Source organism: Paenarthrobacter sp. TAF1 (assembly GCF_052113825.1).
GTDB classification, from domain to species: Bacteria; Actinomycetota; Actinomycetes; order Actinomycetales; family Micrococcaceae; genus Arthrobacter; species Arthrobacter nicotinovorans.
In genome coordinates, this window is record NZ_JBFRDO010000005.1 from 272,970 (window position 1) to 295,240 (window position 22,271).

General features: G+C 62.4%; 19 protein-coding genes and 1 tRNA gene. 10 read left to right on the forward strand and 10 right to left on the reverse strand.

Features of this window, described 5'->3' with window-relative positions; genetic code table 11:
* Window positions 1-93 precede the first annotated feature (93 nt).
* The 3 genes from galT to AB4Y81_RS09425 are packed head-to-tail and all read left to right on the forward strand — an operon-like array spanning window position 94 to window position 3,694.
* Window positions 94-1,245, forward strand: a complete 1,152-nt coding sequence (gene galT / locus AB4Y81_RS09415; protein ID WP_189075896.1) for a galactose-1-phosphate uridylyltransferase — start codon at window positions 94-96, stop codon at window positions 1,243-1,245.
* Complete coding sequence (gene galK, locus AB4Y81_RS09420) at window positions 1,242-2,402, forward strand: galactokinase (RefSeq protein ID WP_441995719.1); 1,161 nt, start codon at window positions 1,242-1,244, stop codon at window positions 2,400-2,402. The genes galT and galK overlap by 4 nt, the downstream gene beginning before the upstream one ends.
* Before the next feature lie 53 nt (window positions 2,403-2,455).
* A complete protein-coding gene (locus tag AB4Y81_RS09425; RefSeq protein WP_189075898.1) occupies window positions 2,456-3,694 on the forward strand; it encodes an acetyl-CoA C-acetyltransferase in 1,239 nt (412 codons plus the stop codon).
* A gap of 110 nt (window positions 3,695-3,804) precedes the next feature.
* On the opposite strand, the gene AB4Y81_RS09430 is transcribed toward AB4Y81_RS09425, so the two are convergent.
* A complete protein-coding gene (locus tag AB4Y81_RS09430; protein WP_018777283.1) occupies window positions 3,805-4,713 on the reverse strand; it encodes a Bax inhibitor-1/YccA family protein in 909 nt (302 codons plus the stop codon).
* A 418-nt stretch (window positions 4,714-5,131) separates the two neighbouring features.
* Between AB4Y81_RS09430 and AB4Y81_RS09435 the strand changes: the two genes are divergently transcribed.
* The 5 genes from AB4Y81_RS09435 to AB4Y81_RS09455 all read left to right on the forward strand — a co-directional run bounded on the left by AB4Y81_RS09435 (window position 5,132) and on the right by AB4Y81_RS09455 (window position 10,234).
* Window positions 5,132-6,466, forward strand: a complete 1,335-nt coding sequence (locus tag AB4Y81_RS09435; protein WP_227453511.1) for a branched-chain amino acid ABC transporter permease — start codon at window positions 5,132-5,134, stop codon at window positions 6,464-6,466.
* Between the two features lie 9 nt (window positions 6,467-6,475).
* Window positions 6,476-7,444 (forward strand): branched-chain amino acid ABC transporter permease, encoded by a 969-nt coding sequence (locus tag AB4Y81_RS09440; RefSeq protein WP_018777281.1) that lies wholly within the window; start codon window positions 6,476-6,478, stop codon window positions 7,442-7,444.
* Window positions 7,441-8,517: an ABC transporter ATP-binding protein gene (locus tag AB4Y81_RS09445; protein ID WP_079581099.1), complete on the forward strand. Its 1,077-nt coding sequence runs from the start codon at window positions 7,441-7,443 to the stop codon at window positions 8,515-8,517. Before AB4Y81_RS09440 ends, AB4Y81_RS09445 begins: the two co-directional genes overlap by 4 nt.
* Window positions 8,514-9,284 carry an ABC transporter ATP-binding protein gene (locus AB4Y81_RS09450; protein ID WP_018777279.1) on the forward strand — a complete coding sequence of 257 codons (771 nt, stop codon included), beginning with the start codon at window positions 8,514-8,516 and terminating at the stop codon, window positions 9,282-9,284. The genes AB4Y81_RS09445 and AB4Y81_RS09450 overlap by 4 nt, the downstream gene beginning before the upstream one ends.
* Before the next feature lie 92 nt (window positions 9,285-9,376).
* Window positions 9,377-10,234, forward strand: a complete 858-nt coding sequence (locus AB4Y81_RS09455; RefSeq protein WP_064721921.1) for a phosphotransferase family protein — start codon at window positions 9,377-9,379, stop codon at window positions 10,232-10,234.
* An 87-nt stretch (window positions 10,235-10,321) separates the two neighbouring features.
* On the opposite strand, the gene AB4Y81_RS09460 is transcribed toward AB4Y81_RS09455, so the two are convergent.
* The 5 genes from AB4Y81_RS09460 to AB4Y81_RS09480 all read right to left on the reverse strand — a co-directional run bounded on the left by AB4Y81_RS09460 (window position 10,322) and on the right by AB4Y81_RS09480 (window position 15,239).
* A complete protein-coding gene (locus tag AB4Y81_RS09460) occupies window positions 10,322-11,680 on the reverse strand; it encodes an ABC transporter substrate-binding protein (protein WP_018777277.1) in 1,359 nt (452 codons plus the stop codon).
* Window positions 11,681-11,918: 238 nt separating this feature from the next.
* Complete coding sequence (locus tag AB4Y81_RS09465) at window positions 11,919-13,031, reverse strand: ABC transporter permease (protein ID WP_227453702.1); 1,113 nt, start codon at window positions 13,029-13,031, stop codon at window positions 11,919-11,921.
* Window positions 13,032-13,105: 74 nt separating this feature from the next.
* Window positions 13,106-13,795: an ABC transporter ATP-binding protein gene (locus tag AB4Y81_RS09470; protein ID WP_189075902.1), complete on the reverse strand. Its 690-nt coding sequence runs from the start codon at window positions 13,793-13,795 to the stop codon at window positions 13,106-13,108.
* Entirely contained in the window at window positions 13,792-14,877 is a 1,086-nt protein-coding gene (locus AB4Y81_RS09475) for a peptidoglycan-binding protein (RefSeq protein ID WP_146230285.1), read from the reverse strand. The genes AB4Y81_RS09470 and AB4Y81_RS09475 overlap by 4 nt, the downstream gene beginning before the upstream one ends.
* A complete protein-coding gene (locus AB4Y81_RS09480; RefSeq protein WP_110504374.1) occupies window positions 14,874-15,239 on the reverse strand; it encodes a hypothetical protein in 366 nt (121 codons plus the stop codon). The genes AB4Y81_RS09475 and AB4Y81_RS09480 overlap by 4 nt, the downstream gene beginning before the upstream one ends.
* Window positions 15,240-15,663: 424 nt before the next feature.
* On the opposite strand from AB4Y81_RS09480, the gene AB4Y81_RS09485 reads away from it, so the two are divergent.
* Both AB4Y81_RS09485 and AB4Y81_RS09490 read left to right on the forward strand, forming a co-directional pair.
* Entirely contained in the window at window positions 15,664-16,332 is a 669-nt protein-coding gene (locus AB4Y81_RS09485) for a response regulator transcription factor (RefSeq protein WP_110504372.1), read from the forward strand.
* A complete protein-coding gene (locus tag AB4Y81_RS09490) occupies window positions 16,298-17,521 on the forward strand; it encodes a sensor histidine kinase (RefSeq protein ID WP_193591101.1) in 1,224 nt (407 codons plus the stop codon). The genes AB4Y81_RS09485 and AB4Y81_RS09490 overlap by 35 nt, the downstream gene beginning before the upstream one ends.
* A gap of 811 nt (window positions 17,522-18,332) precedes the next feature.
* Here the strand turns inward: AB4Y81_RS09490 and AB4Y81_RS09495 are convergent.
* From AB4Y81_RS09495 to AB4Y81_RS09510, 4 genes are all read right to left on the reverse strand, one after another.
* Window positions 18,333-19,244, reverse strand: a complete 912-nt coding sequence (locus tag AB4Y81_RS09495) for a hypothetical protein (RefSeq protein ID WP_431230315.1) — start codon at window positions 19,242-19,244, stop codon at window positions 18,333-18,335.
* Window positions 19,245-19,671: 427 nt separating this feature from the next.
* Window positions 19,672-19,745 (reverse strand) — tRNA-Leu (locus tag AB4Y81_RS09500).
* 21 nt (window positions 19,746-19,766) lie between these two features.
* Window positions 19,767-20,687, reverse strand: coding sequence for an N-acetyltransferase (locus tag AB4Y81_RS09505; RefSeq protein WP_018777276.1), 921 nt, complete (start codon window positions 20,685-20,687; stop codon window positions 19,767-19,769).
* A gap of 91 nt (window positions 20,688-20,778) precedes the next feature.
* Window positions 20,779-22,233 (reverse strand): NAD(P)/FAD-dependent oxidoreductase, encoded by a 1,455-nt coding sequence (locus AB4Y81_RS09510; protein WP_441995720.1) that lies wholly within the window; start codon window positions 22,231-22,233, stop codon window positions 20,779-20,781.
* Window positions 22,234-22,271 lie beyond the last annotated feature (38 nt).

Sequence of the window (22,271 nt, forward strand, 5' to 3'; positions counted from 1 at the left end):
ACCGTACTGCATCCGGGAGGTCGGACCGGACCCGGCAATGTTTGCTTTTGTTAGAAACTATGCGCTTTTGGTCATTTGTGGAACAATGAAGTCATGAGCCGCATCACCACAACCCGCCTGGCGGACAGCCGGGAGCTGATCTACTTTGACGACCCCGGAACGCCGGAACGGTCACCGGAATCACTGGTTGACCATCGCCGGCTCCCCGCACGGGGGGAGCCCGGCGAAGTCAGGTACGACGCATTGTCAGGAGACTGGGTGGCTGTGGCAGCCCACCGGCAAACGCGGACGCATCTCCCTCCGGCCGATCAGTGCCCCATCTGCCCCACCACTGCCGCAAACCCCTCGGAGATTCCGGCGCCGGACTACGACGTCGTGGTGTTTGAAAACCGCTTCCCGTCCCTGGGACCGGCCCTGGGCGACATCCCTCCGCTGCCTGCAGCGGGACAGAACGCCCACGGCATCACAGGTCCCGCTTTTGGCCGCTGTGAGGTCGTGGCTTTCACGCCGCAGCATACTGGCTCCTTCGCAGGGTTGGGCGAGACCCGCGCCCGGACAGTGATCGAAGCGTGGGCACAGCGGACCGAGGCGCTGAGCGCCCTGCCCGGCATCAAGCAGGTCTTCCCCTTCGAGAACCGCGGCGCCGACATCGGCGTCACCCTGCACCACCCGCACGGCCAGATCTACGCCTACCCGTACGTGACGCCGCGGGCCGCCCAACTCGGCGCCGTAGCCCGCAAGTATTACGACGACGTCGACGCGAAGGAAACGCTCGGGGCCTCGCTCCTGAAGGCGGAACGTGAAGACGGCAGCCGCATGGTCCTGGAGGCCGAGCACTTCAGCGCCTATGTTCCCTTCGCTGCGCGCTGGCCCTTGGAAATCCACCTGGTGCCCCACCGCAGCGTGCCTGACCTTGCGGCGCTCACAGGGGCCGAGCGGGACGAGCTCTCGCACGTCTACCTGGACCTGCTCAAGCGCCTCGACGCCCTGTACCCCACTCCCATGCCGTACATCTCCGCGTGGCACCAGGCCCCGCTGGATCCCTCGCTTCGTCCGGCGGGGCAACTGCACCTGCAGCTCACCTCCCCCCGGCGCGCGGCCGATAAGCTCAAGTACCTGGCCGGATCGGAAGCGGCCATGGGAGCGTTCATCAACGACACCACCCCCGAAGCCGTGGCCGAGCGGCTCCGCAACGTCGCCGCTGCACCGGCCACCGACAAAACCATGGAAGGCATCCGAGCATGACCACCACCACGGACGCCAGCGTCCTCACCGCCCGTTTCCAGGAAACGTTCGGAGCAGCTCCCGACGGCGTGTGGCAGGCACCGGGACGCGTCAACCTGATCGGCGAACATACCGATTACAACGAAGGCTTTGTGCTTCCCTTCGCCATCGACAGGACGGCGAAGGTGGCCCTGCGCGTCCGCGACGATTCGACGGTGCGCATGCTGTCCACGTTCGGCGGCCACGGGATGGTGGAAGCCAGTCTCGTGGAGCTGGAACCCGGCTCGGGCGAAGGCTGGTCCCGTTATCCCCTGGGAGTCGCCTGGGCTTTGCAGGAGCGCGGCATCACCGTACCCGGCTCTGACCTGCTGCTCGATTCCGATGTCCCCTCGGGCGCCGGGCTGTCTTCCTCCCACGCCATCGAGTGCGCCGTCATCTCCGCACTCAACGAACTCACGGGTGCCGGCTTTGCGGCGGAGGAGCTTGTCCTGGCCACCCAGCGCGCCGAAAACATCTTTGTCGGGGCTCCCACGGGAATCATGGACCAGTCGGCATCCCTGCGTGGCGCCAAAGGACACGCTGTCTTCCTCGATTGCCGCGACCAACACGTTGAGTTGGTCCCGTTCGACGCCGAGGCCTCGGGCCTGGTCCTGCTGGTTATCGACACCAAGGTCTCACACTCACACGCCGACGGCGGATATGCCTCGCGCCGCGCGTCCTGCGAGCTGGGAGCCGAAATCCTCGGCGTTAAAGCACTGCGCGACGTCGGCGTCGAGGATTTGGAGGAAGCTTCCGGGCTGTTGGATGAGACCACACTTCGGCGGGTGCGTCACGTGGTCACCGAAAACGACCGCGTTCTCCAAACCGTCGAGATACTTGGCACCCGGGGACCTGCGAGCATTGGAGCCCTGCTGGACGCCAGCCACGTGTCCATGCGCGACGACTTCGAGATCTCCTGCCCGGAGCTCGATCTGGCCGTGGATACCTCCCGTGCCAGCGGCGCAATCGGTGCGCGAATGACCGGCGGCGGTTTCGGTGGTTCTGCCATCGCCCTGACGCCGGTGGGCCAGGAACAGCAGGTGAGGGACGCCGTCGTGCGTTCCTTTGCGGAGGCGGGCTTCACCGCACCGGACATCTTCACTGTCACCCCCGCTGCAGGCGCCTTCCGCCTGGTCTGACGCGCCCGGCCTGCGCCCGGTAAGCACAGCGGTGCCGGGCGTAAGCTGGGGCCATGACTGAGGCTGTCATTGTTTCCACTGCCAGAAGCCCGATCGGGCGCGCCTTCAAAGGGTCCTTGAAGGATGAACGACCCGACGACCTCGCCACTGCCATGGTGCAGGCGGCACTGGCCAAGGTTCCTGGCTTCGACCCGGGCTCGGAGGACGGGCGCGGCCTGGACGACATCCTCCTGGGCTGCGCGGAGCCCAGCGGCGAAGCAGGCTCGAACATGGCCCGCGTCGTGGCGGTGCTGGCCGGATTGGACCAGGTTCCGGCAGCCACCATCAACCGCTTCTGCGCATCGAGCCTCCAAACCCTGAGGATGGCCTTCCATGCCATCAAATCCGGGGAGGCCCACGCGGTGGTTTCCGCCGGGGTGGAGAGCGTTTCCCGCTACCGGAACTGGGTGGGCGCCGGCGAAACCGACACCGCCGACCACAATCCGCGCTTCGAAGCAGCCGCCCAGCGCACCGCAGCCCGCGCCGCTTCCAACATCCCGTGGACGGACCCCCGTTTTGGCGGCCGCTTGCCGGACATCTACATCTCCATGGGCCAGACCGCGGAGAACGTCGCCACGAGCTACGGCATCAGCCGCGCCGAGCAGGACGAATGGGGCGTCCTGAGCCAGAACCGTGCCGAGGCGGCAATTGCCTCCGGGTTCTACGCCCGGGACATCACACCCTTCACGCGTAAGGACGGAGTGGTGGTTGACCGTGACGACTCTCCCCGGCCGGGGGTGACACTGGAGGCGGTGTCGGCACTGCAGCCCGTGTTCCGCCCAGGGGGCACTGTGACGGCAGGTAATGCCTGTCCCCTCAACGACGGCGCGGCGGCCGTGGTGGTCATGAGCGATACCCGGGCACGCGAACTCGGCCTGGAACCCTTGGCGCGGGTGGTATCAACAGGCGTCAGCGCACTCTCACCCGAACTGATGGGCATGGGGCCGGTGGAGTCCACCCGGCGGGCACTTTCCCTCGCTGGCCTGACCATGGACGACATCGATCTCGTGGAGCTTAACGAGGCCTTCGCCGTGCAGGTGGTGGCAAGTGCCAGGGAGTTGGACATCGATCCTGCAAAACTCAACGTTCACGGCGGCGCCATCGCCCTGGGCCATCCATTCGGCATGACTGGCGCACGCATGACCAGCACGCTGCTGAACGGGTTGAAGGAACGGGACGGGACACTGGGGCTGGCAACACTCTGCGTGGGTGGCGGCCAGGGCATGGCTGTGGTGTTCGAACGCCTGAGCTGACGCGAGGGGTTGGATCCCACCCCTTTGACGCACCCTTTCCCCCGAAACCTCGCCCCTCGAAGACACGAAAAAGCCCCGAAGACGAATCTTCGGGGCTTTTTGCTTTGTAGCTAGTCGTCGCCTCGCAGGATGGCGAGCAGTCGAATGATCTCGACGTAGAGCCAGACCAGCGTGACTGTCAGGCCGAATGCTGCAACCCAGGAGTAACGCTCCGGGGCACCGGCGCGGACGCCTTCTTCGATGCTGGTGAAGTCCATGATGAGCGAGAACGCTGCCAGGCCGATGGCCAGGATACCGATGAAGACACCCAGCGGGATGCCGGCAATGGTGATGCTGGTGCGAAGGCCGAAGGGCTCCTGCACGGCACCCGTCCACATCATGACCAGGTTGATCAGCGCGAAGACCGCATAGCCGATGGTCGCGATCATGAAGAAGCGCACCATCTTCGGCGTAGCGCGAACCTTGCCGCTCTTGAACAGCACGAGTGTCACACCGAAGACTGCAAGGGTACCGATGACGGCCTGCAGGCCGACGCCCGGGTACATGCCATCGAGGATCCGGGTCAGGCCACCGAGGAACAGGCCCTCGAGGCCGGCATAGGCCAGGATCAGGGCCGGTGAAGGCTGCTTCTTGAAGGTGTTGACCAGGGCCAGGACGAATCCGCCCAAGGCGCCAACGATCATCAGCAGGCTGGACAGGCCAGGTGCCACAAACAGCGTCACGGCTGCGCCGATCACGAGGACCACCAGGCAGGCAACGGTCTTCATGATGACATCGTCATAAGTCATGCGGCCGGTGTCAGCGGGGCCTGCCGCCGGCTGGTTGTACATCTGCTGCAGTTGTTCGTTGGTCATGCCCTGCTGCTGGGCTGACCATGCGGCCTGGCCGTCCATGACCTGTCCGGGCGCCCGGCCAGCCTGGTTAAACTGCTGGCCGTACGGATTTTGCGGTACAGGCGGGGCCTGCTTTGCTCCACGGAAATTCTTTCCGTTGAAGACTGGGTTTCCGCCAAGTGCCATTACGGGTGTCCTCCTGAAAAAGGGCTAAGTGATAGTTCACGGTACCAATTACCACGCGTGCGCGGCAGGGAAAGTTCCCCTGCTCACCGAGACGAAACGCAACCGTGACACGGCAGGGGACGAATCCGGGACGCGTTTCGGCCCGCGAAACTTAAGTGACACTGCCACACAACAAATTTTTTGTTTAGGAATCCTGCATTAATAGTTGCCTATAGCTTCACAGTTGTTATCTGATCGCGATCTTCGCACCCCCGAACTGGGCATTCATTCGGTCCGTCGAGCGGTAACATAGGCCACACATGGGTGACTTAGATCACAATCGAGGCAGCTAGGCAAGAACTGTTCACAAGCCCCATGACCCGTTCGCACCGGCTGCAATGGCGCAGTCGGGACCACCCCCACTGTGGAGGTTTCCATTTTGAGAAGCACACTGCGCGACCCGTCCAAGAGACGGTCCAAGGGACTGCAGAGAGTCGTGGGGGCACTGTTCGCAGCCCTGATCGCAACTCTGTTGATCGCCGCCCCTTCGGCACAGGCAACCACCCCCTCGCCTTCGCCATCACCCACCAATTTCCAAAACAACATCAGCGGGTTCCTCCGCGATGACGCCCGGGCCCCCATACCCGGCGTCAAGATCAAAGCCTCGGGCAACGGATTCGAAGGTGAAGCCACCTCCGGAGCCAACGGTGCGTGGAGCATCGGCGTACCAGTCCAAGGCACCTATACCGTTGAGCTCGATACCTCGACCTTGCCCGATGGCATCAAGCTCGCCGATGGCCAGGACAACCCCAGGGATGTCACCTTCAGCCAGACATCCAACTTGTCGGTGATCTTCGCCTTCGGCAAAGGCATCGTGGTCCAGCAACAGGACTTCGGCCAGAACCTCTTGAACCGCCTGGTGGCGGGTTTGAGCTTCGGCCTCCTCCTCGCATTGGCTGCAGTGGGACTTTCGCTGATCTTCGGAACCACCGGCCTCACCAACTTCGCCCACGGCGAGATGGTGACCCTCGGCGCAGTCCTCGTCTTCATGTTCAACGGCTTCGGCCTCCCCTTCTGGCTGGCGATCCTGCTGGCCCTCGTAGGCGGTGGGCTCTTCGGCTACGTCCAGGACGCAGGACTTTGGCGTCCCCTGAGGCGGCGCGGTTCCGGACTGGTCCCCATGATGATCGTCAGCATCGGCCTCGCCCTTGCCATCCGGTACGTCATCCAGTTCTTCTTTGGCGGTGCTACACAGCAGCTGCCGGGAGCACAGAGCGCTGAGATCCAGATCGGCCCCGTGTCCATCTCCCCCAACAACCTGTGGTCGTTGCTCATCAGTGCCGTGGTGATCGCCTTGATCGGGTTCATTCTGTTGAAGACCCGGCTGGGCAAGGCGACCCGCGCGGTCGCCGACAACCCGGCGCTGGCAGCAGCCTCCGGCATCGACGTCGACTCCGTCATCCGGATCGTGTGGATCGTCGGCGGCGTCCTGGCCTCCCTGGGCGGCATCCTCTGGGCCTACTACCGCCCGGGTGTCACCTTCGATATGGGTTCGCAGATCCTGCTGCTCATCTTTGCGGGCGTGACGCTCGGTGGATTGGGCACAGTATTCGGTGCGCTGATCGGTTCGATCGTCGTAGGCATCTTCGTGGAACTGACAACAGTCTTCGGCCTTCCCGCCGACCTCAAATACGTCGGTGCCCTTTTCATCATGATCGTTGTTCTTCTGTTCCGACCGCAGGGTATCCTCGGCCGGCGTGAGCGTGTGGGTTAGGAGCGGGCCATGGATTTCGGATTTATTTTCTCCAGCGCCCTTGGTGAATTGTTCAGCCCGACGACGGCGGCCTACGCGCTTGCCGCTTTGGGCCTTGCCGTGCACTTCGGCTACTCGGGCCTCCTGAACTTCGGCCAGGCAGGCTTCATGGCTGTCGGCGCCTACGGTTTCGCCATCTCCACTCTCACCTTCGATGCCCCGTTCTTTGTAGCCCTGCTCGTTTCGGTCATTTGTTCGGTCATCTTCGCCTTCATTCTGGGTATCCCAACGCTGCGGCTTCGAGCCGACTACCTGGCAATCGTCACCATCGCAGCCGCGGAAATTGTCCGCTACGTGGTCACCACCAACCAGCTCACCAAAGTCACCGGTTCCGCCAACGGCCTGGCTGCCTTCGAGAACACGTTCTACGCCATGAATCCCTTCCCCGAAGGGTCCTACATGGGTATGAACAACCGCGATTTCTTCATCCGCGTCGTGGGCTGGGGCCTGGTTATCGTCTGCTGTGTCCTGGTGTGGCTGCTGATGCGCAGCCCGTGGGGCCGCGTCCTGAAGGGCATTCGTGAGGATGAGAACGCTGTCAGGTCCCTGGGCAAGAACGTTTACGCCTACAAGATGCAGGCACTCGTCATCGGTGGTGTCCTTGGCGCCCTGGCTGGCATGATCTTCACGCTCCCCCGCGGTGCTGTCCAGCCGTCCAACTACGGAACAGAACTGACGTTCTTCCTCTGGACATGCCTCCTGCTCGGCGGCATGGCCACCGTACTGGGGCCCGTTATCGGAGCAATGATCTTCTGGGTTGTCCTCTCCCTGACCCAGAGCCTGCTCTATGGCCTCATCGAATCAGGGGCGGTCACCTGGCTGACAACGGTCCAGGCGGGCCAGCTGCGCTACATCCTTGTGGGCGTGGCGCTGATGCTCCTGATGATCTTCCGCCCACAAGGCGTGTTCGGCAATAAGAAGGAGCTTGCTTTCGCATGAGTGAGACCAACGACAGCAATATCGGCAACAGCGAAAATATTGATTACATGACAGATTCGCGCCCGATCGCAGTTGGGGAAAACACACCCGGTTGCAAGAAACGCGATCCGATCGTGGTGGCAGAGGACGTGACCCGCTCCTTTGGCGGCATCAATGCTGTGGATGTCGAGTACCTCGAAATTCCCCGCCACAAGATCACCGCATTGATCGGACCCAACGGTGCGGGCAAAACCACCCTGTTCAACCTGCTGACGGGCTTTGACACTCCCAACTCCGGGAAGTGGCAGTTCGAAGGCAACAGCCTTGCCGGTGTTTCCTCCTACAAAGTGGCACGCATGGGCATGGTCCGGACCTTCCAGCTCACCAAGGTCATGGGCAAGCTGACGGTTATGGAAAACATGCGTCTGGGGGCAGCAGACCAACCGGGCGAGCGGCTCTCCAGGGCTCTGTTCAAGGGCATGTGGGGCGGCCGTGAAAAGGAGATCACCGCCCAGGCCAACATCCTGCTGGAGAAGTTCAAGCTGGATGCCAAGAAGGACGATTATGCTGCGTCGCTTTCCGGCGGCCAGCGCAAGCTCCTGGAGATGGCCCGCTCCTTGATGGTCAAGCCCAAACTGGTGATGCTCGATGAGCCGATGGCAGGCGTGAACCCGGCACTGACGCAGTCGCTGCTGGACCACATCAAGAACCTTAAGGCCGAGGGCATGACCGTTCTCTTCGTCGAGCACGACATGAACATGGTCCGCCACATCGCTGACTGGGTGGTGGTCATGGCCGAAGGCAAGGTAGTGGCCGAGGGACCTCCTGGCGAAGTGATGAAGAACCCTGCCGTCATCGATGCCTACCTTGGCGCCCACCACGACGTCGATCTTGGCGACGCTGAAGGCATCAAGGAACTCGAGGCCGAGCTGGAGGCCGACGACGAGTCGGTGGTCGGCACGGAAGACGCCGGCATTCTGTCGGACATCGTCGAACCCAGGATCGTTGAACCGAAACACGCTGAACCCAGCCACGCTGAACCGAAACAGGTTGAACCCAATCATGTTGAACCCAGGAATGAGGAGGGGAAATGAGCAGCACCAGCGCCATGCCGGCTCCGGCTCCGGCCCCCACAGGCGATTCAGTGGTGAAGGTCACCAACCTCGTTGCAGGTTACATCCCGGGCGTCAACATCCTGAACGGCTGCAGCATCGAAGCCCGCAAAGGTGAACTCATCGGCATCATTGGCCCCAACGGCGCCGGCAAGTCCACGCTGCTGAAAGCCATGTTCGGTTTGGTCAAGGTCCACTCGGGCACCGTTGTGGTGCGAGGACAGGACCTCACCGGGTTGAAGGCCAACAAGCTGGTCACCCAGGGCGTTGGTTTCGTACCGCAGACCAACAACGTTTTTGCCACGCTGACCATCGAGGAAAACCTTCAGATGGGTATGTTCCAGCGGCCCAAGGTGTTCGCCGAACGCTTTGACTTCGTCACCAGCCTCTTCCCGGAGCTGGCCAAGCGGCGCGCCCAGCGTGCAGGGTCACTTTCCGGAGGTGAACGCCAGATGGTGGCCATGGGCCGGGCACTGATGATGGATCCCGCAGTGCTGCTCCTGGACGAGCCATCGGCTGGCCTCTCCCCCGTCAAACAGGACGAGACCTTCCTTCGGGTCCACGAAATCAACCGGGCCGGAGTGTCCGTGATCATGGTGGAGCAGAACGCCCGCCGCTGTCTCCAGATCTGCGACCGCGGCTACGTCCTGGACCAGGGCAAGGACGCCTACACAGGCACCGGCCGGGAGCTCATGAAGGACCCCAAAGTCATCCAGCTCTACTTGGGAACCTTGGCTGACGAGGTCTAGCGAAAAGCAAAGCGGGGTCACTTCCTGCCCATGTTGGGTCTCCCAACGGGCCGGAAGTGACCCCGCTTTGTTGTTGCTGGCATGCTGGACGGATGACTGAAGGCCTCACTGAAGAACAGCGCGCCTTGCTGGAGTCCTGGCTGGGCCACTACCGGGTGGTGCGGGATCATTCCTGGCCACTCCAGGACACCACCGTGCTGCAGTTGGAAACCGCCTACGGAGACCAGGTCATCATCAAGGCGAGTGAGACCAGCCACCATATCCGCCGCGAGATTGCAGCCTACTCCCGTGGATTACCCGGGCTCGATGGCAACGTCCCTGTCATGCTCCACGCCGCCCCTGGCGCCGGTCTCCTGGTCACGCGCTACCTTCCGGGGGCGGTGGTGGCAGGTACGCCGGCAGAGGACGATGCGCAGACCTATCGGCAGGCCGGGGAACTCCTGCGCCTTTTGCATCAGCCGGCAGGAACGTCGGGCAGCTATCTGCGGTCACTCAGCATCAGAACCAGCTCGATGCTGGACAAGGCGCACGGGCTATTGGCGCGGCCCGTGCTGCGCGCCCTGGCTTCGGCGATTGCCGCCGTCGAACATCTTCCCGTCGAGGTGGTGACCACCCATGGCGACTATCAGCCCCGGAACTGGCTCCACGATGCCGGGACCATACGCGTCATCGACTTCGGGCGAGCCGAGCTGCGCCCTTGGGTCCATGACCTGGTTCGTCTCGGCCATCAGCAGTTCCTGGAGCAACCCGGGCTGTCAGCGCCCTTCCATGAGGGTTTGGGCAGGCTTGTGGACACAGAAGAGGAATGGCAGTCGTGGCGGCTGGAGAACCTCAACCAGGCGGTCGGAACAGTGGTCTGGGCACACCACGTGGGAGATCGGGACTTTGAACAACAGGGCGTCCGGATGGTGGAAAGAGTGCTTGACGGTTTCGAACCCTATCCCGGTTGACGCAGCAAATCCGGGTTGACGCGGAACAGGCCCCCTTCCTGRTGTGGAAGGGGGCCTGTTGCAGACCGTGGTCTGTCGGTGTTCGGCTTAGAGCTTGCCGAACTCCTCACGGACCGGCTTGTAGGTGTTGTCGTCCTGGTACTCGTAGATACCGATGTACGCCTCGGTGGGGTCACCGGCGTCGGAGAACGTCACCGGACCCGACTGGCCGTCATAGTCGATGTCCTTGCCCTCGCGGAGCAGAGTGACGCAGGCGGGGTAGCTGGTGCACTTCTCGCCACCTTCGGAGACTTCCTTCAGCTTGGCTGCGATATCCGTGCCCTTGGTGCTCTTTGCGGCTTCGGAAGCCAGCGCGATCAGGTTCACGGCGTCGTAGGATTCACCTGCGTAGCTGTAGTCCTTCAGCGCGGGATCGATGGCCAGGAGCTTCTTCTTGAAGTCGTCCTTGGCGAACGTACCGGGAATCGTTCCCTGTGCACCCTTCAAGGTGCCTGCCTGGAAGTCCTTGCTGTAGTCCGAGGTGTTGCCGTCGACCATGAACAGCTGCGTGGGCTTGATGCCCTTGCCGGTGATCAGGGGGACGATGCTCTTGGCCTGGTCAAAGGTGATCAGGGCAATGGCATCCGGCTTTGCGGCCAGGACCTTGTCAACCTGGCTGCTGAACTGCGAGTCGCCTTCGTTGAAGAGTTCCTCAGCTACAACCTTGCCGCCGGCCGCCTCGAAGGCCTCCTTGACGTTCTTCTGAAGGCCGGTGCCGTAAGCGTCGTTGAGAACGATCATGCCAACGGTCTGGGCGCCACAGGTAGCCATGTAGTTACCAAGGACCTTGCCCTGCAGGACGTCTGACGGTGCAGTACGCCAGTACAGACCCTTGTCATCCCAGGTGGTGAAGTCGGGCGAGGTGTTCGCGGGCGAGAACTGGATGACGCCGGCACCCGTGATCTGGTTGATGACAGTCTTGGAAACACCCGAAGACGCCGCACCGATAACCGCGCTGACCCCCTGGCCCAGCAGTGCAGTGGTGGACTGCGTCGCGATGTCGGTCTTGGTGTCGCCGGAATCACGGTGAACTACGGAAACCGGAGCGCCAAGGACGCCGCCGGCATCATTGACTTCCTTGATACCAAGGTTCACACCAGCGATTTCGGGTGGGCCGAGGAACGCCAGCGACCCCGTTGTCGGCAGGAGCGAACCAATCTTGAGCGGTGTGGACGTTGTAGTGGTCGAGGGGGGTACAGGTCCCGTGTTGGTGGCAGCCTGGCTGTTGCCGGCTCCCGCTCCGCCGCTCGGTGCCGGGCAGGAGATGCCTGCCGCCGCGGAAGCGGAGGAAGACCCAGTCTGTGTCGGCGTCGAAGACCCGCCACAAGCTGTGGCCAAAAGGGCGACCCCAATGCCAAGCGCTGTTAGCTTGGCGGCTCGGGGCGCCGCTGGGGAAAGATCAAACATTCGTTGTCTCCTCGATCGAAAGGTGCGAACTGCCTTTGATGCGATTACTCAGGTGTTCCTGATTAAGACTCAAACTAGTGCAATTGATCGGCGAACATAAGTGATTCAGGTCACATCCCTATAACACTCGTTGCCTGTGGGGAATCTACGAGGTCACTGGGAATTTTCACTGAAGAGGGAATGTGCTCCCCCTGCTTCCTGTGGCAGGGGGAGCCGTCGACGGCCGTACCGGTGCCCGTCAACTGTTCAACGCGGCAGTAGGCGGTGTTCTCGCGGCCCGAACTGCGGGGACAACACCTGCCACGGCGCCTATGGCCACCGTGGCGCCAACTCCAGCCACGAGCACTTCACCAGGTATGTCGGTGAGCCATCCGTTGCTGCGGGAAACGATCGCGGTAATGAACCACCCGAGAGTGACGCCCGCAATCCCGCCGTAGGCGGCGAGCAGCATGGCTTCAACGAGGAATTGTGCTTTGATGTGCCGGCGGGTTGCACCAAGGGCGCGTCGAAGGCCGATCTCACGGCGTCGTTCCAGTACGGAGATGACCATAGTGTTAGCCACCCCGATGCCCCCGACCAACAGTGCGATTGAACCGACGCCTACGAGCAGCCCCGTGAAAGCTAGATCGACGGTGTTCTTCGCCGCGAGCGCATCCGACGGTCGGCTGACCAGCACTTCATTTGGTGCTTCAGGGTTGATGGTGGCGGGGACCAATTGACGAATGCGATTGACTTCGGAATCGGCGGAACGTTGGTAGATGGTGGTAGGGGCGCCGTCATAGCCGAACATCGATGCGGCAACAGGCTCGCCGATCAGCGCTGACATGTCCAGTTCAGGAGCCAGCGGTGAACGATTCAGGATTCCGACGACGGAAAAGGTGTTGCCGCCAACATCAACCAACGCCCCCGGCGCGTTGAGGCCCAGACGTTGTGCGGTATCGAACCCCAAAACTACGGCCGGAAGCTCGATGGTCGCTGAATTCAACCACGTACCGCTCAGCAAGGTAGCACTCGTAGCTTCGAGTAGGTTGACGTCCGCGGCAACTACCGTGAATCCGCCGGAGTGGCTCTTCGGTACCTCTGCATTGCGCAGAAGGGGGACGTTCTTTATCGTCGACGTCGAACTCGCAGAGTCGACGCCCTCGATACGGCGGACGGCCGCTACCGAGTTACTTGGAAGTGAGGTCTCTTTGCCAAAGGCGTCCTCGCCGCTTGTCACTGTCAAAAGGTTCGTGCCCAAAGAAGCCAGTTCGCGTTGAACCAAGGCTTGGCTTGATGAGGAGATGCCGATAACAGCTACCATCGCAGCGATGCCAATTGCGATGCCCAGCGAGGAGAGAACGATGCGCATAGGGTGGGCCTTAAGGCCATGAACGCCCAATACCAGGACATCACTGAGTCGTAGACGGGAGGTAAGCGGCGCACTCATGCGGTTCCGTTCTTCGTATCGTGGATGATTTCGCCGTCGCGAATGGCCACCCGTCGCGGTACTTTCGCGGCAAGCGATTCGTCATGGGTGATTATCGCCACCGTAGTGCCCGTATTGTTGAGTTCGTCAAGGATTTCCATCACGGTGCGACCGGACTTGGTGTCGAGGCTGCCAGTAGGTTCGTCCGCAAGGAGCAACGGCGGTTCCCCGACGATGGCGCGGGCGATGGCCACCCGCTGGCGTTCTCCTCCGGACATTTGCTTGGGCTGATGACGCATTCGCCGGCTAAGTCCCACACGTTCGAGTGCGATCGCGGCCCTGGCCCGACGTTGACGGGCGGGAGCACCCGTGTAAAGCAAGCCCATAGCGACGTTGTCGACCGCACTCACCCCGTCAAAGAGGTGGAACTGCTGAAACACAAATCCGATGGTGTAGGCGCGCAACGCTGAGAGCTGTGCGTCGGTCATCCCTTCCACGTCCCTGCCCGCAATGGACGTCGTGCCTGAGGACGCGCGATCAAGCGTGCCGATCAGATTGAGCAGGGTGGATTTTCCTGACCCACTGGGGCCAACGATTGCAAGGTACTCCCCCTGGGTAATGCGCAGGTCGACCCCTTTGAGCGCCTGGGTGGGCGGAGAACCGTAGACGCGCGTTACCCCCTGAAGGGCGACGATGTCAGTCGTCATCGTCCGACCACCACGTTGTCGCCTTCGGTGAGCTCTCCGTCGGTCACTTCAACATTGCCGCTGGCGAAGGCGCCCAACGTCACTGGAACGGAACGGGTCTTTCCCGGCTCCTCAAGAACATCGACGGCATATCCACCGCCGCTTTGGGCGAGCAACGCGAGTACCGGAACAATCAGCACGTTCCGGCTCCTGACCTGGGTAAGGCCCACGGTCACGGTGACGTTGTCGAAGTCGTTCGCCGCGGAAGGGTCGTTCAGGGTAACAGTGGCCTGGATCTTGAGGGACTTATCCTCCATTTCTTTCGGAAGTCCGACTTTGGAGATCGTTCCTGTCGACTTGGAACCGTTCGGCAGGGCAATGGTGACCTCTGCCCCTGCCACGGCCACAGACTGAAGCGACGGGTCCAGGGCTGCGACTACTTCTTTGCCGAGCGCGGACACAGTGAGCAGTGCAGGGCCCGAAGGGTCGCCGACCGATGCATTGATGGCCGATACCCGCACATCGCCGCCCGCAAAGACAATACGGCCTACGGGGATGGTACCAGTGACTTCCAAGCCGATTGACATTTGCCAGGCTTTGATCGCATCGGCTGTTTGCCAGCTGAATTCGCGGTCGGGCTGACCAGTAAAATACCCCAGAGCCGCCAGATTTTGCTCCAACTGGAGTACATCCGTTCCAGCCTCCATCCCGGATGCGAACCCGCGCCACACCGGTAAGGCGCCGTGCATGAGAACAACAGGCTGGTCATCGACTCGAAACAGCTCCCGCCCTGCGCCAATTACGGACGCCAAGTCCGGTAGCGCTGTTAGGACGCCGGGAAGAGGGGTGCCTATTGACCTCATCCCGGCGTAAGCCAGGGTGCCGGAAGCCCGAACCTGTTCGGTGAGGTCTCCCCGGGTCACCGCGACCGACTCAAGCGTGACCGTCGTCGCCTTCGACTCCGGCGTCGGTTCCATGAGGACCCCAACAAGGGCCAGTGTCGCAGCGACCGCCAGCCCTGCGCCGGTGAAAGCCCTGATGCGCCGCAACCTTCGGGAATGTACCGGCGCCGGGCCTGCGGGTTCAGTCGTTGTCGAGGTCACTTGCTTCCTCCGAAACCATTAAGGAAGTTCTCGCCATAAGCCTTGGACATGCAGTCGGTGAGGATTGTGCGGTCAAAGTCCCCCGGGCTGACGGCTTGTCCGGCCGAGGTGTCGTCCGCGTCGGGGTCCGGGTCCGGGTAGTCGTATCCGGCTTCGCGCATGCACTTTGCAAAAGCAAGGTCCATCTTCAGGCTTTCCTCCCTGGACGGTCGCGGCGGACCGTCGACCTGCGGGGGCGGGCCGACCTCGGCGTAGCACTTCGTGTAGGCGGCCTGGGAACCACCATTCGGCTGTCTCTTACGGTTGGGATCCACCCCCTCTGCTGCGAGGCAGTCGTTGAGCTTCGTCTGCCAATCCGCCATCAGTGCTTGCCCGTTTCCAGCACTCGGCGCCGTGCCAGGGTCCGTATCCGGTTCAGGGGAGCACGCAGCAAGCGACAATATCAGCGCCACAGCGGCCGTGCCCAGCAGTGAACATGCAAAAAACGGTTTTGAATGGGTTCGGGTTCTCAACAATCCGGGTCCTCGATACTTCTGCTTTGACGGAGACCTTGTGTCACCGTCTGGATGAAGCACATCAAGGAGCAGGTTTTGTTAGCGTAAAGAGATCGGCTTTCGGGCCGGGCATAGTCGAATTTGCCGTCAAGACGTCACCAGCGTTGCCTCAAACGAGGGCCCCGGGAGACCGGGGCCGGACCCGGCGTTGGATCATCCCTCGTCAGCGGCTTTACCAGGAAGTAACCCCGGCTCTGCTTAACTGTTTCCGGGAAGAGAGGAGGGTTCGCGCATGCGGGTTCTGATCGTGGAAGATGAAGCTTTCCTGGCCGAGGCCATCCGCGACCGTCTTGAAGTCGACGCTATTGCCGGGGATATCGCCTTTGATGGTGACGCTGCGCTGGAGGCGACGACGCACACACAGTACGACGTTGTTCTGTTGGACCGCGATATTCCAGGCATCCACGGAGACGAGCTATGTCAATTGCTGTCCTCGAACCCGGAGGGACCGGCTGTCATCATGCTGACGGCGTCCGGGCATCTGGATGACAGGGTTGGCGGACTCGGGCTCGGTGCAGATGACTACCTCACCAAGCCGTTTGAGTTCACCGAACTGATAGCCAGACTCCGTGCGGTCCACCGAAGGCAGTTTGTGTCCCACCCACCCGTCCTCCGTTCCGGCGGGATCTCGCTGGACCCGTTCCGCCGTGATGTGACTCGAAATGGCCGGGCTGTGAATCTCACCCGCAAAGAGTTCGCTGTCTTGGAACTTTTGCTCCGCGCAGGCGGAGGAATCATCAGCGCAGAAACGATTCTGGAGAAGGCTTGGGATGAAAACAGCAACCCATTCACTGGAACCGTCAAAGTCACAGTGAGCAACCTCCGGCGGAAACTCGGGTCTCCGGATCCCATCACCACTGTGATTGGTGTCGGTTATTCCATCACTGACCCTGGCCGCTGATATGCCCGTCCGACCCGCTTCCCGGTCCCGCCGCCGTCGGCTGACCATTCGAACGCGCTTCGCACTCACCTACGCCGGACTATCCATTGCCACCGGCACCCTCATGCTGACGATGATCTACCTGTTCATGCGTTATGTGCCGAACTACGACTTCGCTGTGTTCGACGGCAAAACGCTGCAGGTTGGCCCGTCGGTACCACCCGATGGTGGCAACAGCGTCACCAGTGGTGCGGCCGCTCCCTTTCTCATTTCCTCAACCGAAACCCTCTTCAACGTACTGCTTGCGACCTCGGCTGTGGTCCTGCTTATCCTCATTGTCGCGGGGATCGCAACAGGTTGGTGGATAGCCGGGCGAATGGTCTCTCCGCTCCTGGCCATCAACGCAGCGGCCCTGCGGGCAGCCACCGGTACACTTGACCAGCGTGTAAATTTGCTGGGGCCCCGCGATGAGATCTCGGACCTTGCCGCGGCTTTCGACCATATGCTTGACCGGCTGCAACACTCAATGACAATGACCGGTCGCTTCGCCGCGAATGCCTCCCACGAGCTCCGCACGCCCCTTGCCACCAACCGGGCGATGCTCGACGCAGCCGTCGCGCGGGTAACCGATCCCGCAGAACTGAGCCTGCTGAGCCGTCTCCGGCTCACTAACGAGCGCAGCATCACCATCGTTGAGGCACTTTTGGATCTGGCCGAGATCGAGGCCACGAGTGCACCGCTGACGCCGACCGAACTGTCAACGGCCACACACGAGGCACTCGCCAGCTGTGCAGACGAGGCCCGGTCCCGCGGTGTTGCAATCGAACTGCATCTGGACCCGGTTGTCATCTATGCGAACCAGGCGCTCCTCGTGCAGCTCATCTCGAACCTTCTGCAAAACGCAATTCGTCACAATGAGCCGGGTGGATTTGTGCAGGTGAGCGTCGCGGCGAGCACGGCCGACGCGCTTCCCCGTTTGGAGATTCTCAACAGTGGCCCGGTGGTCGACGAGCAGACACTCGCGAAGCTGACCGAACCGTTCACCCGTGCCGAAGGTCGTACCCGATCAACCGGCTCAGGGTCGACTGGTCGCGGCCTTGGCTTGTCCATTGTTTCCGCCATAGCAGTGCGCCTCGACGCAGACCTCGACCTGAAGGCGCGACCCGAGGGAGGATTGCGGGCCACAGTATTCTTCCCGCTCACAACGTGAGCGCGGCCCTCGCGCGCCGGTCCTGCTGGGAGGCGAATAAAACTCCATGACAAAAGGCCGATGTGCACCTCCGTAGACAGTTCGAGAACCCTGGCCCGGCCCTGAAGACCGTGGCCTCCCGCCTGTCTCGGGGCGTTTACCAGAGTAGTCGGAGGCCGTCGGAGCCATCGATCACGGATACGCGAGGCCGGTTGGTGCGAGCGGTCGGGATGGTGCACACCTTTCTGAGTGCTGGCCAGATCGATGAACTGGTGGCTCTGTATGTGCAAGGCATGACTCTGCCGGAACTAGGCGAGAGATTCGGCGTACACCATCGGACTGCCACGGCGCATCTCGTTCGCCGGACGGTGCCGCAGCGGACAAGAGGGCTGGCAGATGAGCATGTGCCCGAGGCCCGGAATCTCTACGAGAGCGGGATGACGCTGACAGAGATCGGACTGCACTTTGGAGTCAGCCAGGGTTCAGCCCGTCGGGCGGTATCGACCGCGGGCAGGACAACCCGCCCGCGCGGCCGCCGAGGCGGATACCAACTGTGACTTCGCTCGACCAGCGGTGCGACCGGGATCGCCTGGCCGCGACTTGCTTGGCTATCCGTGTCTGTTGGCACGCTATCCATCGAAGGCGGTCCTCTCGGGCTGGGTGGTCCGTCCGTCTCGTAGACGTGCCGACAGCTACATGCACGTTGCTCCCCACGGAGGGACAGGATGACGTACGCGAAGCGCGATTGGGTGTCCACCCTCTGATCCCACCAGGGTGCGGCGCTCGCGTCGCCCGAATGTCTCGTCGATCGTGGTCACCAGGGTCGGCAGGGTTACAGGAAAACTACTGTCAGAGTCCCTGGCGTGTCTCCATGGATGTCTTCGAAGAGCGCGGAGACGAAGGCCTCGCGCTCTTGGCTGGAGAGTTGGTTACCGGACTCGTCTAAAGGTTTCGGGATCTCAAAGCTGTCCGCATGGTCCGGCTTGGGGTCCGGGCCTGTCGGCCCGGACCAGACGTTTGCCACGTTGTACTCCCAGGGCCAGCTGCTGTCGATTGGCAGCCTGCTGACTGGCAGCTTGCTGACACCTTGGGCCGGCGCACGAACGGCCATAATGCCTCGGGCAGACGCGGAACGCGCGGGGCTGTTTTGTTTTCCTTCCATCATGTCCCAGTAGTAGACCCCGCCGAGCCGCGGAGCATTCACCGACATCGCTGTCTGCTCCCACCAGTCGGACCGGCAAGGCGTCCAGTTGCCGCGAATAACTTGAAGCTCTCGCTGGTACAGGGCAAGGTAACCGTGTTTCTCATAGGTGTCGCCATCCCAAACGAACGAGGCCGTGTTGAGGTGGCCTAAATGTTTCTGAGTGAGCGCAGATTTTAGGACGTACTTGTTGGCGGCGAAATCAATTTCCTTGACGAGCTTGGCCTGGTAGACGCGGATCGTCTTCGCTCTGTCGACGATTGCAAGATCGCCACCAAAAACGGCCTTCTCCGCCGCGGACGTCACGGCATATACCGCATTTTCTCCAGCATGGCGCCAGAGAGCGGTCATCACGGTGTCCGTGACACCGACCTCGTTCAAGGACCAGGCAACCGGTTTTCCCGATGCCACCACGGAATTTTTCATTTTGAGTACCGCGCCTGTTAGGTTCGACGCATCTTCGTACTCGCGCAAGGTCGCCCGTGCCTTCCACGAGGCGATCCCCATCGCACCGGCCAATAGATGCTTGGTTTTGGAAGCCATGTGGCGATTATGGCGTCCGCCGAGCCCGATTTGCGGGATCTCATGCATAGTTTTGCCGAGCATGTCATTGACGCGACGCGACGCCGTGCCCGCTGGTCGCGAGCAACCGCGGTCGTGCTGGCCGGCAGCGATCGCGTCTACTGCGGCGAGCGAGTGTGCATCACTGCAGTGAAGGCAAACCTTTCGTCAGGCGAGACGTGCAGGTGAAGGTTGACGGGACCCGCTATTGCAGCGTGGCTCACACGACGACCCTGCACCGGTTGCGTTAAGGGTTGCATCCGCAACTCCGGGGTTGCACGGCGCAATCGTGCGCACCAGTCCGCACCACCACCCAACGCTCCAGCATCACCTTCGTGCACCCACGGGAAAGCCCTCTGACCAGCCTATTTGCAACAATGTTGCGGAGCGGGCACCCACTTGCCCTGTGTGCCCCAGGTGGGACTCGAACCCACAACACGCGGATTTTAAGTCCGCTGCCTCTGCCAATTGGGCTACTGGGGCGCCCGGACCATGGTATCCCAGCTACAGCCGGTTGAAGGGTTCGGCGTACCGGAAGGTGCCGTGAACGCCGTCGGGCCAGTCCGGCAGTGCCAGCAGCTGGAAGTGATCTCCCCACCCCGCTTCCGGTGGTGCCACGCCCAGGGGCCTTGCCGGCACAAAGCCGAACCGCTGATAGTAGCCCGGGCTTCCCAGCAGCGCGATCCCCGGTTCCCCCATGGCGGTGGCACGGGCCACCGTCTCGCGCATGAGGGCAGAACCGACGCCACGGCCCTGGAACTGCGGAAGCACGCCGATCGGCCCCAGCCCAAGGAGCTCCAAGTCTCCCACCCACCCCCGGGTTGAGATCGCATGGCCCACTATTTCGCCGCCTGCCTCAGCCACCACACTGAGTTCCGGAAGGTACCCGCTGCAGTCAAAGAGTTCCCGGAGCAGCCCTGCTTCAATCGGAACGCCCTCCACCGGCTCGCCCGTCACCGGCGAAATGGCGAAAGCGCGCGCGGTCAGTTCCAGGATCTCCGGGCGATCTGCCGGCCGCTCAGTGCGCAGGACCAGACCCTGCGCCAGCAGCCGCAACACACCCATCGCCCGCGGCGCGTCCGCCACCGGCACCAGCAGGTGGTCGTGGTGGAAACCGGCAAGGACGTTGCAGCTGATGCCCGCGTGCGTGAGCGCTGCGCTGACTGCAGCGGTCAGTCCCACGGCTTCCAGCGCGGAGTGGACCTGCAGCGTAATCCACGAGGCCACAAAGTCGTAACTGAGTCCGAGCCTGTCCGCCTCATCCCGGTGCAACACCACCGTCAGGCCCTCAGCCTCCCGGACAGCGGCCTCAATGGCGCCTTCCAATGGACGCCCGTGCGGCCAGAGCGCGTACACATAGTCACCGTCGCGGAACACGGGGTGCAGGGATTCCAGCAGGGTGGTCAGATCTGTTTCACCGGGCATGGCTTCAGTCTAGAAGACGGATTAAACGACGACGGCGGCCACTCCCCGCAGGGGGCGGCCGCCGTGGTGCTTGTACTAATTGGTGCTTGTACTACTTGGCGTCAGCAGTCACCGGGGTCTTGTCCTCGACAGGCTTCCCGGGCGCAGGAGCGGGCGCCGGAGCTGCGGCAGGCTTGGGAGCCGGCGTTGCTGCGGCCACGAACGCACCGCGCGGGTTGTCGAGGTCGATCAGCTGGGTGGTGTCGCGGCCTGCGAAGAAGGACAGGATCCAGCCAAAGATCACGCGGAACTTGCGCTCAACCGTCGGCATGGCCATGCCGTGGTAGCCACGGTGTGCAAGCCAGGCGAGGCCGCCCTTGAGGCCGATGCGGCCCAGCAGGTTGATGTTGGCAACGCCCTTCCACTCGCCGAAGCCGRCAACAGCACCAAGGTTCTTGTGCTTGTAGTCGTGGAGCGGCTTGTCCCAGCGGGAAGCCCACAGGTTCTTGGCAAGCTTCTTGGCCTGGCGGAGTGCGTGCTGGGCGTTGGGGACGCAGGTGCCGTCCGGCAGGCCCTTCCCCGTGAGGTCCGGAACAGCGGCGATGTCGCCGGCCGCCCAGGCGTTCTCCACGATGCCTTCGTCGCCTGCGATGCGCAGGTCCGGGAGGACGCGGACGCGGCCGCGCGGTTCCAGCGGGAAGTCGGTGGACCGGATCATCGGGTTGGCCTGCACACCGGCAGCCCAAACGAGCGTGTCTGCTTCGACTTCACCGGCAGAGGTCTTGTCCGGCAGGTTGATGAGCTTGAGGTTGCCCTCGGCGCTGTCCAAGGAGGTGTTGAGCAGAACTTCGATGCCACGGCTGCGGAGGTGCTCCACGACCCACTCGGCCTGCGAGGCGGTGACCTCGGGCATGATGCGGCCCATGGCTTCAACCAAGATGAAGCGGACTTCTTCCTGGCGGACGCGCGGGTTGTTGCGGACTGCTGCGCGGGCGAGGTCTTCCATTTCGGTGAGGCACTCGATGCCTGCGAAGCCGCCACCGACCACTACGAAGGTCAGTGCCTTGGCGCGCTCTGCGGGGTCGGTCATGGTGGAAGCGGCTTCAATGCGCTCCAGGACCTTGTTGCGCAGTGCAACGGCTTCTTCGATGGTCTTCAGGCCGATGCCCTTGTCCGCGAGGCCCTTGATGGGGAAGGTGCGGGTGATGGCGCCGGCTGCGATCACGACGTCGAAGTACGGGATCTCGAAAGGCTCGCCGCCATCGGAAGGAGCCACGACCGCAGTGCGGTTGGCGTGGTCGATGCCGGTGACGCGGCCCTGGATGAGCTCAGTCTGCTTCAGGTGCTGACGGTGGGAGACGACGGCGTGGCGTGCCTCGATGTTGCCACCTGCCACCTCGGGGAGGAACGGCTGGTATGTCATGTAGGGCAGCGGATCCACGACGGTGACGATGCCACCGGCATTCGCGATCTTCTTCTGCAGTTTGAGTGCTACGTACAGGCCGACGTAGCCGCCGCCGACGACGAGAACCCGGGGACGGTCAATGAGCTCTGGGGTGGTTGCCATGGATCCAGAGTACAACACTTTGTGAAAATCTTCACTAA